Annotated in this window: 9 protein-coding genes; 2 read left to right on the top strand and 7 right to left on the bottom strand. The window is 64.6% G+C overall.

Going from position 1 to position 13,072, the window contains the following annotated elements:
- Genes GEV02_RS02295 through GEV02_RS02280 form a run of 4 tightly spaced genes read right to left on the bottom strand, consistent with a single transcriptional unit; the run spans position 1 to position 6,095 of the window.
- Positions 1–1,485, bottom strand: coding sequence for an MBOAT family O-acyltransferase (locus tag GEV02_RS02295; protein WP_408014843.1), 1,485 nt, complete (start codon positions 1,483–1,485; stop codon positions 1–3).
- On the bottom strand, positions 1,475–2,548 hold the full coding sequence (locus tag GEV02_RS02290) for a glycosyltransferase (RefSeq protein ID WP_235922598.1): 1,074 nt from the start codon (positions 2,546–2,548) through the stop codon (positions 1,475–1,477). The genes GEV02_RS02295 and GEV02_RS02290 overlap by 11 nt, the downstream gene beginning before the upstream one ends.
- 10 nt (positions 2,549–2,558) lie before the next feature.
- Positions 2,559–4,004 (bottom strand): lipopolysaccharide biosynthesis protein, encoded by a 1,446-nt coding sequence (locus GEV02_RS02285; protein ID WP_152836311.1) that lies wholly within the window; start codon positions 4,002–4,004, stop codon positions 2,559–2,561.
- Between the two features lie 9 nt (positions 4,005–4,013).
- Positions 4,014–6,095 carry a glycosyltransferase gene (locus GEV02_RS02280; RefSeq protein WP_235922594.1) on the bottom strand — a complete coding sequence of 694 codons (2,082 nt, stop codon included), beginning with the start codon at positions 6,093–6,095 and terminating at the stop codon, positions 4,014–4,016.
- A 99-nt stretch (positions 6,096–6,194) separates the two neighbouring features.
- On the opposite strand from GEV02_RS02280, the gene GEV02_RS02275 reads away from it, so the two are divergent.
- Together GEV02_RS02275 and GEV02_RS02270 are read left to right on the top strand one after the other, a co-directional pair.
- Positions 6,195–7,490 carry a putative O-glycosylation ligase, exosortase A system-associated gene (locus tag GEV02_RS02275; protein WP_152836310.1) on the top strand — a complete coding sequence of 432 codons (1,296 nt, stop codon included), beginning with the start codon at positions 6,195–6,197 and terminating at the stop codon, positions 7,488–7,490.
- Positions 7,487–8,377 (top strand): polysaccharide deacetylase family protein, encoded by an 891-nt coding sequence (locus tag GEV02_RS02270; protein WP_152836309.1) that lies wholly within the window; start codon positions 7,487–7,489, stop codon positions 8,375–8,377. Before GEV02_RS02275 ends, GEV02_RS02270 begins: the two co-directional genes overlap by 4 nt.
- Here the strand turns inward: GEV02_RS02270 and GEV02_RS02265 are convergent.
- The 3 genes from GEV02_RS02265 to GEV02_RS02255 are packed head-to-tail and all read right to left on the bottom strand — an operon-like array spanning position 8,354 to position 13,001.
- Positions 8,354–10,186 carry an asparagine synthetase B family protein gene (locus tag GEV02_RS02265; RefSeq protein ID WP_152836308.1) on the bottom strand — a complete coding sequence of 611 codons (1,833 nt, stop codon included), beginning with the start codon at positions 10,184–10,186 and terminating at the stop codon, positions 8,354–8,356. The two genes, GEV02_RS02270 and GEV02_RS02265, sit on opposite strands and share 24 nt — an antisense overlap.
- Positions 10,183–11,421, bottom strand: a complete 1,239-nt coding sequence (locus tag GEV02_RS02260; protein WP_152836715.1) for a pyridoxal-dependent decarboxylase, exosortase A system-associated — start codon at positions 11,419–11,421, stop codon at positions 10,183–10,185. The genes GEV02_RS02265 and GEV02_RS02260 overlap by 4 nt, the downstream gene beginning before the upstream one ends.
- Complete coding sequence (locus GEV02_RS02255) at positions 11,421–13,001, bottom strand: acyl-CoA ligase (AMP-forming), exosortase A system-associated (protein WP_152836307.1); 1,581 nt, start codon at positions 12,999–13,001, stop codon at positions 11,421–11,423. Before GEV02_RS02255 ends, GEV02_RS02260 begins: the two co-directional genes overlap by 1 nt.
- Between the last annotated feature and the right edge of the window lie 71 nt (positions 13,002–13,072).

Below are 13,072 nucleotides of genomic sequence, written 5' to 3'. Positions count from 1 at the left end.
CTAAAATTGGAAATAAAGAAATTCACTGACCCTGTTCATGCTGAACACGCAGGCAAGAAACAGCATGGACAACGCCAGACTCCAGTAGTTGTGAGGATGCCAGCTCCACAGCAAACGACGTGGCGTGCTCAGCATCTGTTCGATACCCGGAGCGTAGTGACGGAAAATCTGCTGCGTGTTCGGCGCGGCAAAAGCCAGGACCATGGCAAGCAACAGCACCGGCACGGCCACGCCGCTGAAGTCGATCCAGCGGATGCCCTCGACACTCCAGCCGGCAGGGAGATACGATGCGTACGGCGCCAATCCTCGCGGCAAGGCCACGCCATTGCCGCCCACCATGGCGAGCAAGATGTCGCCGCCAGTGGACAACTCCGGCGCACGGAATACCACCCAGGCCGCCAACACCGCAAAAAAAGTCAACATCCGCCCCCACCAACGCGATGGCCCCTGCCCCGCCAGCGCGATCCAGCCGTGATGCGCCACCAGATACAGGCCATGCAAACCGCCCCACACCACGAACGTCCAGCCAGCCCCGTGCCACAGGCCGCCCAGCAGCATCGTCAACATCAGGTTGCGATAACGGTCGTGGCGATTGCCGCCCAGCGGCACGTACAGATAGTCGCGCAGAAAACGCGACAAGGTCATGTGCCAGCGCCGCCAGAATTCGGCGATGTTCGCCGCCTGATACGGGGAGTTGAAGTTGAGCGGCAGCTTCACGCCAAACAGGCGCGACAAACCGGTCGCCATGTCCGAATAGCCGGAGAAGTCGAAATACAACTGGAAGGTGTAAGCCAGCGTGCCTATCCAGGCCTCCAGCAGTTGCGGGTGAGCGTCCACGGCAAACACCGGCGCAACCAGCGTCGACAAGGGATCCGCCAGCAATACCTTCTTGGCCAGGCCCACGACAAAAATCGACAGCCCCACCGCCACATCGGCCGCGTTCAAGCCAGGCGTCCGCTCGAACTGCGGCATCATTTCCTTGTGATGCAGCACCGGTCCCGCGATCAGGTGCGGGAAATAGCTGACGAACAAGGCGTAGTTCACCAGGCGATACTCCCCAGCCAGACCGCGATAGCAATCGACCAGGAATGCAATCTGCGTAAAAGTAAAGAACGAGATGCCGATCGGCAGCACAACCTCCCAGCCATGCAGATGCGCGCCCGCCAGCGCGTTGACGCTGGCGATAAAGAAATTCGCGTACTTGAAATATCCGAGCAAAGCCAGATTGGCCGCCAGCGCAAACACCAGCCAACTTCTGCGCCAGGCTGCGGAGGCAGCCACCATGCGTCCCGCCGCCCAGTAGTTGAAGAGTATCGACGCCATCAGCAGCGGCAGATAGCGCACATTCCAATAGCCATAGAAAAACAGCGACACCGCCGCCAGCCACCCGGTCGTCCATCGCGGCCGCGCGTGGGCCAGCAATGCATATCCAGACAGCACGACCGGCAGGTACAGAAACAGGAAACCCGAGGAATTAAACAGCACGGCGCGTCCCCTGTTCCCGCCGCGTACGGTGATAGAGCTCGGTATAACAGGCCACCATTTGTTCGGCAACGCGTTGCCAGCAGAAGCGTTCGACCAGCGCCCGCACAGCCGCGCGCTCCGGCGGGCTGGCCAGTAGCTCGCCGATGGCTTGCCGCAAACCCGCCGCATCGTCCCAATGCAACTGGCGCAAGGCAAAGCTGCTGTCGGGCAACCTGAGCGCGCTCTCGTCGGTCATCACCACCGGCGTGCCTGCCGCCAGCGCCTCCAGCACCGACAATGGAAACACCTCGCCGTGGCTCGGCAAGGCCAGCACCGAGGCGCTGGCATAGGCGCTGGCCAGCAAGGGGTCGTCATGCTCCAGCTGCCCCAGCCAACGCACCCGTGGCGCCGCGAGCAACTGCTGCAGGTAATTCTGATGCTGGCGTTGCGCGCGGCCTATCAGTACCACCGGCAACTCGGTCGATGCCAGCGCTTGCACCAGACCCAGCTGGTTCTTGTAGGGCGAGATCGCCCCCACCATCAGCACGAACGGCCCGGCCAGGCCCGTGCAGCGCCGGAACTCGTCCTGCCGCGCGCTGAAGAAGTGCGGACTGATGCCGTTGGGAAGCAGCCGTATCTTGTTCTCCGGCGTATGAAACGCGCTGACGATGGCGTCACGTTCCGCCGGCCCCAAGGCAATCACCAACTGCGCCAATTGCAAGGCGCGCTTGGTTTGCGCGTAGCTGGTTTGCACTGCCCAGCCCGTCAGGCGACCGGTCAGGCGATCCGCCAGTCTGGCGCGCATGCCGTCCAGCCGGCTCCAGCCTGGGGACAGCAAGGCAGACAGCACGACCGGCACGCCCAGGTCGGCGGCCAACTCCACCAGACGGTGATTGCCGTTGATCGCAGAAAATACGTGGATCAGGTCGAACTGGTCGAGGCGCTGGCGATTGGCATCGACCAACTCCACCTCCAGCCCCGGCGCGGACTGCGCCTGCAAGGCATCCAGCGTCGACCGGACCTGCACCTGAAGGCCGCCCTCGCGCTGAAACAACATGGGATAAGAAAGGATACCTACGCGCATATGCCGTCCTTTATTTTCCGAGCAGTGCCCAGGCCTTGCGTCCGGCCAGCGTGCATTCGGCGGCCAGTTCATGCCGGAAGCACAGTACCGCCGCCAGCCATGGCAACAGAGCGGACAACGCGGCGATCAGCAGTTCATTCAAGGCATACGCCGGCCGCATCGGATACCACACGACCAGCAACAACGGCCCGCACAGGCTGGCGAAAGCCACCAGCGCGCTGCGTCTGACGGCAGCGAGCAGCGCCCACCACTGCAAGCCCGCCAGGCGCCGCAGATACAGAAACGTCCAGCAACTCCTGAACACCGCGCCGACAACCACCGCCCAGGCCACCCACTCCAGGCCGAATGGCGCCGCCAGCAGCACCGCAACCACCCGCACCGGAACCGACAGCGCGTCGAGCTTGGCTTGCGTACGCACCGCCCCCATCGCCACGAACAGATAGCGCGCCATGCTGAACATGCTATACAAGGCACTCGACACGCATATGATGCGTATCAATGGGACGCATGCGTCCCACTGGTCGCCATACAGCACCCGCACCACCGCCGGCGCCATGATCGCCACAAAGCCGAAGAACGGCCAGGCCAGCACCGTCATATAGCTCGCGGTGGTCAGGTAGGCAGGCCGCAGATCGCCGCCCGCGCGCGCCTGTTCGGAAAACAGCGGAAAAATGACCGGTGAGATGGCGCCCGTCACCATCTGGTTGAACACGTTCACCACGCCTTGAGCCTTGCCGAAAATGCCGACCTCGGCAACGCCCATCATCTTGCCAACGATCAGGTCCGGCGCCGCGACGCCGAGTTCATCGATAACACTGCCCGTGGTGGAGATGGCGCCAAACGACAATATCGCCTTCATCCCGCGCCGCGCCGGCAGCCACGGCAAGCCGCGCGGCCAGCAGCAGACACTCGCCGCCAGCGCAGCGACGGTGCCGGCGACCGCCCCCCACACCAGGCTCAGATAGCCATGGCCCAGCCACGCACAGCCGACGGAAACCAGCAACTGCGTCGCGCTGCTGGTGAAGTTGACCGCAAAGATAGCCGAAAACCGCATCTGCCGCCGCAGATATGGCAGTGCCAGCGAACTGAATGGGATCAACAGAAAATTGATCGACAGCAGTTGCAATACCGTGCTCAAACGCGGATCGCGGTAGAGGCGCGCCGCCAGGCCGCTGCCGAGCAGCACCACCAACGCCAGCGACCAGGCGACGCACAGGCTGGTGCCCAGCGCCGCCCGCAATTTTTCTTCGGTCAACTGTTTTTCCTGGATCACGTACGATCCCACGCCGAAATCCCGCACCGCCTGCGCCAAGCCTGCCAGCACCGCGCCAACCGCGTAGACGCCGATCTCGGCGGGCGTCAGCAGCCGCGCCAGCATCATCGTTCCGGCCGTGTTCAGCACCAGCAAGGTGTATTTCTCGGCGAAAGAAATCAGCAAGGACCAGCGCGCCTGCATCGCCGCTCCTCAGATCAGCTGATCGTAAAAGGCAAGCACCTGCTTGCCCACGACCACGCAACTGTAGCGGGCCACCGCCTCGTTCCGCGCCAGCCGGCCCATATGGTGCCGCCGGCCCGGGTCATCCAGCAGGCCGGCGACGATGGCGGCCGCCGCCTCGATGTCGTGCGCCGGCACCAGCACACCACCCTGGCTGTCGCGCAGGATATCCGCACTGCCCGGCACGTCCGTCGCCACGACCGGCACGCCGCAGGCCATGGCTTCGATGGTCGCAATGCCGAAGCCCTCGTTCCGGCTCATCAGGATGTGCAGGTCCAGCGCCGGCAGCACCGTTTCTATCGCCGCGACAAAGCCGGTGAAAACCACGAACGGCTCCAGGCCGGCCTGCCGGACTGTTTCCTTCAGCGACGCTTCCAGCGGCCCGCTGCCGGCCATCAGCAGATACAGATGCGGGTAGCGCTGACGCAGCGACATGAACAGTTCCAGCAACGCCATCGGCCGCTTTTGCTCGGAAAGACGCGCCACGGCACCGATCACCAGCGCATCTTCCGGCAGCCCCAGCGCCGAACGCGTGGCGACGCGCAAGACCGCGTCCGGCTTGAAGCGATCCGTGTCGACGCAATTCGGTATCACCGCCACGCGCGTGGAGGCCAGCAGATATGGCTTATAGATCGCCATAAAATGTTCCAGCGCGGACTGCGAGACCGCATACACACCGCGCACGCCATCGAAGGCCTGTCGCAGCAGCGGACGATGCCAGGCGCTGATCTCCACCGCAGGAAAGGCGTTGTGCACGCTGACGACCGCGGGCAAACCGCAATGCCGCGCCAGCCACAACACGGAAGCGCCATAGTTCGTCCAGCACCACGCCACATGCACCAGATCCGCTCGAAACGCCCGCAGCCGCCGGGCGGCCCACAGCCGCGCCCGCAGCAAATTCCAGCGCCGCCACGCCCATTGCTCGAAAAACCTGGGCGGATCGAACTCCGCCACTGTGATCTGTTCGCGCGCCAGCTGCCTTGCCCAGGCGTCGATGCCGGCGAAGCGCCGCAGCGCCAGGCTGCCATCCGCACCGGCCTGCCGCAGGTAGCGCACCTCCTGCGCCATACGCATCTCCATTCCGCCAAGCTCGCCCGAGTAGCTGGTGATTAAGACCTGCCTGCCGGTGTCGCGCCGTCCCAGCCTGGCCTCGGAAAAATAGCCGCGCAGATAGGCCAGCTCCCAGCGCCGCCGAAACAGCCGGTCCTCACTGCCCGACAGGCGAGCCCACAGGTAGCCGACGCATTCCTGTGCGTAGCGCAGCAGCATCCAACGCGGCACGCCCAGCCATTCGGGGAAGGTGCCCGGACGGTCCTGCCGGTACTTGCCCCGTCCGAAACGCCACGCCTTGTCGAGCACGTACCCGACTTTCAGTTGATGCCTGCGTATGTAATGGCCCACCCGCGCCCGGGGACAGAACCACGCCGGATAGCCGGCCAGCGCAAGCCGACGGGTCAGTTCGGTCTCGCCGCCCATGGCGTAGGCGTCGCCATTGGGGCCTATCGTCGTGTCGTAGCGATAGCCAGCCGCGAACACCGTCCCGCGCACCGCCATGTTGGCGCCCCAGACCAGCCCGGGAAAGACTGGCCCATCAGGCAAGTCGGTGGCGGTCAGGCCGAACGTCAACCCGGTCGGCGCCAGTCGCGGCAGCCATGCGGGCGGAGGTTCGGCCCAGTCCGGCTCTATGGCGCCGCCGAAGACGGCGTACTCGGGGTGGGCGGCGGCGCAGCTTTCCCACTGCAGCAGCCAGTCCGGCGCCGGTGTCGCGTCATCGTCGCTGAAAATGAACAGGCTGTCGCCACCGTGGTGGCGCAATGCCCATTCCACTCCCAGGTTCAGCGCCGCATTCTTGCCCGGATGGGGAGTGCGCAGCAGATGCAGCGGCAGCCTGTCCTGATAAGCCGCGACCAGCGCACCGGTGCTGTCGCTGCTGCCGTTCTCGACGACCAGCAACTGCCAGGCCTGGCGCGGCGCCTGCAGGCGGCAGTATCCATCCAGCACCCTGGGCAGGGTCTGCTCGCCATTGCAAGTCGCCATGAGAACGGTCAACAAGGGCGCATCCTCCCTATCCTATGATTGCAGAACGTGACAATCCAGTGTAGTGACAGGCTCAGTAGCATCGTTGAGCCGCATCAACGAGTTCCCCCGGCCATGCGCGACATCCTGATCACCCTCATCGTCTTCGGCAGCCTGCCCATGATCTTGCGCAATCCCGTCAACGGCGTGCTGATGTGGGTGTGGATCAGCGTGATGAATCCGCACACCCAGGGCTGGGGCTTCGCCACCACCTTCCCCTTCGCCTTCATCATCGCCATCGCCACCCTGTTCAGCGTTGCCATCTCGCGCCTGCCCAAGGCGCTGCCGATGTCCGGCATCACGTTCACGCTGATTACGCTGGTGTTGTGGATGAACGTCACCACCCTGTTCGCCTTGTTTCCCGAGTCGGCCTATGCGCAATGGAGCAAGGTTATGAAGATCATGCTGATGAGCCTGGTGACGATGACGGTGATACGCAGCCGCGACGATATTCAACGCCTGATGTGGGTGTTGACCATGTCGATCGCCTACTACGGGGTCAAAGGCGGCATCTTCACGATACGCAGCGGCGGCGTCGACCGCGTCTGGGGGCCGGAAGGCACTTTTATCGGCGACAACAACGCCATCGCGCTGGCCCTGATCATGACCATTCCGTTGATGCGCTACCTGCAACAGCGCAGCGAACAGCGCTGGCTGCGGCACGGCCTGAGCGCGACGATGCTGCTCAGCGCGCTGGCCGCCTTGGGGTCCTACTCGCGCGGCGCCCTGCTGGCGATCGGCGCGATGATCGTCTTCATGTGGCTGAAAAGCCGGCACAAGCTGGCCGCCGGCGCACTGATCGCCCTGCTGACGCCGCTGGCCTTCCTGTTCATGCCAGACCGCTGGAGCGAGCGCATGGACAGCATCGGCACCTACCAGGAAGACGAATCCGCGATGGGCCGCATCAACGCCTGGTACATGGCCTGGAATCTGGCCAGGGACCGCTTCTTCGGCGGCGGCTTCGAGATCGCCGAGCCCGGCACCTTCTTCCTGTACGCGCCCAATCCCACCGACATCCACGCCGCCCACAGCATCTACTTCCAGGCGCTGGGCGAGCATGGATTCATCGGCCTGGGGCTGTACCTGCTGCTGCTGGGCATGACCTGGCGATCGGCGGCCTGGATAGTCCGGCACAGCCGGAACCAGCCGGAACTGGAATGGGCACAGCAGCTTGCGACGATGATACAAGCGAGCTTCGCCGGCTTTGCCGTCGGTGGCGCCTTCCTGAGCTTGCTGTATTTCGACGTTCCGTATTACCTGATGGGCGTTATCGTCGCCACCCGCCTGCTGGTCGCGGGCCAGCAGACCGCTGTCAGCCCAGCCATGCTGGCTCAAGTCGGCGGCAGACGCCAGGCCATCGGGCAGCCATGAGCCGGCGCCTGTCGATACTGGTCTATCACCGGGTGCTGGCGCAACCCGATGCGCTGCTGCCCGAACTACCGGACGCGCGCCTGTTCGACCGCCACATGGCCTTGCTGAAGCGCTGCTTCAACGTCCTGCCCGTCAGCGAGGCTGTCGCCCGCCTGCGCCAGGGGAGATTACCGGCGCGCGCCGCCTGCATCACCTTTGACGACGGCTACGCCGACAACGCCGAATGGGCGCTGCCGATCCTGCAACGCCATGGCCTGCGCGCCGCTTTTTTCATCGCCAGCGATTACCTGAACGGTGGCCGGATGTGGAACGACGACGTGATCGCCGCCGTGCGCCACGCACAGCAACCGGTGCTGGAGATCCAAGCCCCAGGCTGCGCCTCCATGCCAGTGCAGACGCTGCGCGAGAAGCAGCGCGCCGTCGAATACTTGCTCGATACGCTGAAATACCTGCCCGCACACCAACGCCGGGAACTGGCGCGCAGCATGGCCCCGAAGCCGGCCGAAGAGTTGATGATGTGCACGCATCAACTTCAGAAATTACAGGCGGCCGGCATGGAGGTCGGCGCGCATACGGCATCGCACCCCATCCTGGCCAAACTGCCGGATGCCGACGCTCTGGCCGATATCGCGCGCGGCAAGGCTGCGCTGGAAGCCATCACACAAACCCCGGTCAAGCTGTTCGCCTATCCCAACGGCAAACCCGGCATGGACTACGACCAGCGCCATGTCGGCATGGTCCACGCCCTCGGTTTCGAGGCCGCGTTCAGCACGCTACCCGGCGCCGCCCACGCCGCCAGCGACCCACTGCAACTGCCGCGCTACACACCGTGGGAGCAGGACCGCCCACGCTTTCTGCTGCGCCTACTTGCGAATCGGCGCATCTGACCGGGCCAGCCACTGCTCCAGCATCATCAGCACCCACACCATGGTGCCGTGATAGGCCGGATGCTCGGCGATCAGCGTACGCATCAGGCGTTCGATGAAATCGGCGCGGATGATCTGCCGCTTCTTCAGGTCGCTCAAGCTATCAAGCACCAGCCCTTGCAGAGCGGCGTCATGCTGCAACCAGTGGCCGAACGGCAAGCCGAAGCCATGCTTCTTCTTGCGCAGTATCGCCGGCGGCAGGTAGCCGCGCAGCGCCCGCTTGAAGAAATAGCGCAAACGCGTGCCGTTCAACTTGTCCTTGGGCGACAGGCGCGCCGAAAACGCCAGCATCTCGTCGCAAAGAAAGGGAAACGCCACCTCCACGCCGCCCAGCTCGCACGCTAGGCTCACCTTGCGCAAATCGTTGTCGGCCAGCGTGTAGCGCAGATCCAGGGTTTGCATGCGGTTAATCTGGCTCAAGCCCTTTTCCTGCCAATAGCAGTCGCTTAGTTGGCCGATGGGGGCGCTCTCATCCACACCCGCGAGGAAGTCGGCATGCAACACCTCCGCCGGGCCGTAGCGCTGCAGCAAGTTGTAGGTTTCCAGACGCGCAGGCATCGGCACCAGCGCCTGTTCGACATAGCTGCGCGCCTTGCGCAGCATCGTCAGGTCCAGCTTGCCCGCCAGACCGAACAGCAATGGCTCCAGCGCCACCTGGCGCAATGCCGACGGCAGTTGTTCGTAGCGCGACAGCACAGCCTGGTGTGCATAGCGTTCGTTGCCGCCAAACAGTTCGTCGCCGCCATCGCCGCCCAGCAGCCGCGTCACGCCATCGGCGCGGGCCATATTCGCACAATAATAGGCGGGTACGGCGGAAGAGTTACCGAAAGGCTGATCCGAAGCGGCGGCGATGCGCGGAATCGCGCTGGCAACGTCGCCGGCCGTCACGTACAGCTCATGATGATCGGCGCCGAAATGACGGGCCGCAATGCGGGCGTAGCGCATTTCGTCATAGCCAGCGACATCGAAACCTATCGAATACGTACGGGGCGCCGTGCCGCTGACGCTGGCCAACATGCCGGCCAGCGTGGAGCTATCCGTTCCCCCGCTCAAGAAAGCGCCGGTCCTGGCGCCGCCGGACGAGCGCCGCACCGAGCCCTCCAGCGTGCTCAGGAACTGCCGCTTGAGCTCCCCAAACGACATATTGGATTCTTCCTGATACTCCATCTTCCAATACTGGCCGGTCTCCAGGTGACCGTGCCTGTACTGCACGAACTCGCCGGGCTGCAACCGGCGTTGGCCACGAAACACGGTGCGTGGCCCGGGAACCGTGTGAAAATACAGATAGTTGTAGATGGACTGCGGGTCCAGCGTCTTCAAGGCCATCGGGTGGGCCTGCAGCGCAGCCGCCGATGACCCGAACAACACGCCCTGCGTCAGCTGCTGATAGTGCATGGTGTGCACGCCGCTGCGATCGATGGCCAGCAGCAACTGGCCGCCCGGCTCGGCCATCGCACAGACCGCGAACGGACCAGACAGGGCCGCGCAAGCCTTCGCACCATGGATCTGCCATAAGGCGGCAAACCGTTCAGCAAGATTCTCGGCACAACCATTCAGCAACGGCCGCCCCCACACCGCCACCAGCACGCCGCCGCTGCCGTGCACGCTGGCGCTGCCTGCGGCCGCGGCCACGGCGATGCCTCCCCGCTGCGCGGCAGCGATGCGGATCGGGCTATCGTCGAAGCGCACCAGCGGCGCCGCCATGCCGGCCAGCAGATGCTGGACCGCCGTGCCTTCGGCCGTGTCGAGATAGCCGCACAGGCCGCTCATACCAGCACCTCCATTGGCGCGGGATGGCCGAGAAACGCGGTCGGACTCGCCGTCAATCCGTACGCGCCGGACTGCAGCACCACCACCAGGTCGCCGGCCTCGGCGCGCCCCAGTTCCATGCGGTCGGCCAGCAGATCAAGCGGCGTGCACAGCGGGCCAACCACCGACACCGTTTCACGCGGCCCGCCATACACCCGGTTGCCGATGACGACCGGATAATTCTTGCGGATCACCTGACCGAAATTTCCCGACGCCGCCAGATGCTGGTGCAGTCCACCATCGGTAATCAGGAAAGTCTGTCCATGCGAACGCTTGCGTTCCAGCACGCGGCATACGTAGACGCCCCCCTCCGCCACCAGATAGCGGCCCAGTTCCAGGATCAGGGCGGTCTGTGGCGAAGCTTGGCTCAACTGGCGCAAGCACTGATCCATGCCATCGGCTACAGCCGGCAAGTCCAGCGCGCGCTCACCGGGGAAGTACGGCACGCCGAAGCCGCCGCCGATATTCAACATGCGCAACGGCGCGGGCGCGTGCTCTGCCAGCCGCAGCGCCAGCTGCACGCTGAGCCGCTGCGCCTCGCAGATCGCCTCGGCGGAAAGATTCTGCGCACCGCAAAAAAGATGGAAGCCATGAAAGTCCAGACCCAGCGCCGCCAGATGCTGCAACATAGCGGGCACCCGCGCCGCATCGACGCCGAATTGGCGCGGGCCGCCGCCCATCTTCATGCCCGCCAGCTTCAATTCGAAGTCCGGATTCACGCGCACCGCCACGCGCGGCGTCATGCCCAGCTCGCCGCCTATGCGGGCGGCGCGTTCCATCTCGCACTCGGACTCCAGGTGCAACAGCACGCCTGCCGCCACGGCGCAGCGCAACTCCTGGTCGCTCTTCCCGGGGCCGGCAAAACTGATGCGATCAGCCGCCATGCCCGCGTCCAGCGCCACCTTCATCTCGCCACCGGAAGCGACATCAAAGCCATCCACCAGTCCCGCCATCATCTGCACCAGCGCCGGCATGGGGTTGGCCTTGACGGCGTAGTGCAGCTGCACACCTTCCGGCAGCGTCTGCCGCAGCGTCGCGATGCGACTGATGATATGGCTGCGCTCATACGCGTAGAATGGCGTGCGGCCGACACGCTCCACCAGCCGCGTCAGGCGGATGCCGCCGAGATGCAGTACATCCTCCAGCACGGGGAACTGGCTCAACGCGATGTGCTGTGGTACATCCAGCGGCGTCATCACGGCTCGCACCGTGAGCCGGCAAGTTGGTCGGCCAACAGCTTGCGGTCGATCTTGCCGTTTGGATTGCGCGGCAAAGGCGCTTGACGGATCTCGACCGTCGCCGGCACCATGTAGGCAGGCAAGGCCTGGCGGCAGGCCGCCAGCAAGGCCGCGCTATCGACTGCCCCCTGCGGCATGGCGGCCACAATCAGGGCAATGGACTGCCCCAGTGTTGCATGCGGCACGCCAAGTGCGGCCGCCTCCGCCACCAGCCCGGTCGCGTACACCACCTCCTCCACCTCCGTCGGACTGACGCGATAACCTGAGGTCTTGATCATGTCGTCACTGCGGCCGATAAAGTACAGATAGCCTTCGTCGTCGCAACGCACGGTATCGCCGGACCAGACCGCCAGCTCAGGCACCGGCAAGCCGCCCAGGCGATCGGGCAAAGGGCGGAAACGCTCGGCGGTGCGCTGCGCATCGTTCCAGTAGCCCATCGCCACCAGGGCGCCGCGATGCACGAGTTCACCCGGCTCGTTCGGCGCGCAGGTGGAGCCGTCGCCGCGCAGCACCAGGATTTCAGCGTTCGGAATCGCCTTGCCGATGGAATCGGGCCGCCGGTCCAGCTGCTCGGGCGCCAGAAAAGTGGAACGGAACGCCTCGGTCAAGCCGTACATCAAATAGATCTGCGTGTACGGCAAACCCTTGCGCAGCGCCGCCAGCGTATGGCGCTGCATGGCGCCGCCGGAATTAGTGATGTAGCGCAGCCGCTGTGCATGGCGCCAGTCCAGTTCCGCCAGCTGCATCCACAACGGCGGCACGGCGGCCAGGCCGGTGATGCGCTCATGTTGGACGGCATCGAGGATATCGCGCTGAAGCAGATGATTCAGCAGCACCGCGCAGGCGCCGACGGCAAACGCCGTGGTCAGCTGACTCAAACCGTAGTCAAAGCTAAGCGGCAGCACGCACAGGATGCGGTCTTCCGGCGTATTGCTCAGGTAGGAAGAAACGCTCAACGCCCCGGCCACCAGATTGCGATGCGACAGCACCACGCCCTTCGGCTTGCCCGTGCTGCCCGAGGTGTACAGTATCGCCGCGACATCGGTATCGATGCATGCGTGCGGCGGCAGTTGCGGCGCGTCGCGCATGCAGTCGCGCCACGCCAGCAATTGCAACCCGTCCTGCGCCGGCAGGGATTCCATCGGGCCGATGACGATCACCTTGCGCAGCGCCGGGCACGTCGCCAGCGCCGGTGCCAGAAGATTATAGCGTTCGCGCGTGGTCACCAGTATGCGCACATCGCAATCGGCGAGGATGTGCGCGACCTGGTCCGGCTTCAGCACGGGATTGACCGGCACGAACACCGCGCCGGCGGCCGCCGCGCCGAACATGGCCACCACCGCCTCTTCGCGCTTTTCCATGAACACAGCCAGGCGCTCGCCGCGCCCCAGTCCGTTGTGCACCCAGGCCGCCGCCGCCACCTGCACCATCTGCGCCAGCGCCACATAATTCAACCCGACACCTTGATAGGACAGCGCCTGCCGCCTGGGCTCGCGCTGCGCCGACTGAAAAATTAATTGGTGAACTAGCTGCGTCATGGCGACACCCCATAGTAGGACTGCCCTCTATGATTGAGATAAATCGCCCCGCGGTTCTTGATATCGCTCAA

It is taken from the genome of Rugamonas aquatica, from assembly GCF_009380215.1.
In the GTDB taxonomy this organism is placed as follows: Bacteria; Pseudomonadota; Gammaproteobacteria; order Burkholderiales; family Burkholderiaceae_D; genus Rugamonas; species Rugamonas aquatica_B.
The sequence above is the reverse complement of the archived record's forward strand: the minus strand, read 5'-3'. Positions and strand labels throughout refer to the sequence as shown.

Excerpts from the sequence above, each read along its gene's own strand:
- GEV02_RS02290 (WP_235922598.1), bottom strand. The coding sequence starts at position 2,548 with ATGCGCGTAGGTATCCTTTCTTATCCCATGTTGTTTCAGCGCGAGGGC.
- GEV02_RS02260 (WP_152836715.1), bottom strand. The coding sequence starts at position 11,421 with ATGACGCCGCTGGATGTACCACAGCACATCGCGTTGAGCCAGTTCCCC.
- GEV02_RS02265 (WP_152836308.1), bottom strand. The coding sequence starts at position 10,186 with ATGAGCGGCCTGTGCGGCTATCTCGACACGGCCGAAGGCACGGCGGTC.
- GEV02_RS02255 (WP_152836307.1), bottom strand. The coding sequence starts at position 13,001 with ATGACGCAGCTAGTTCACCAATTAATTTTTCAGTCGGCGCAGCGCGAG.
- GEV02_RS02270 (WP_152836309.1), top strand. The coding sequence starts at position 7,487 with ATGAGCCGGCGCCTGTCGATACTGGTCTATCACCGGGTGCTGGCGCAA.
- GEV02_RS02275 (WP_152836310.1), top strand. The coding sequence starts at position 6,195 with ATGCGCGACATCCTGATCACCCTCATCGTCTTCGGCAGCCTGCCCATG.
- GEV02_RS02285 (WP_152836311.1), bottom strand. The coding sequence starts at position 4,004 with ATGCAGGCGCGCTGGTCCTTGCTGATTTCTTTCGCCGAGAAATACACC.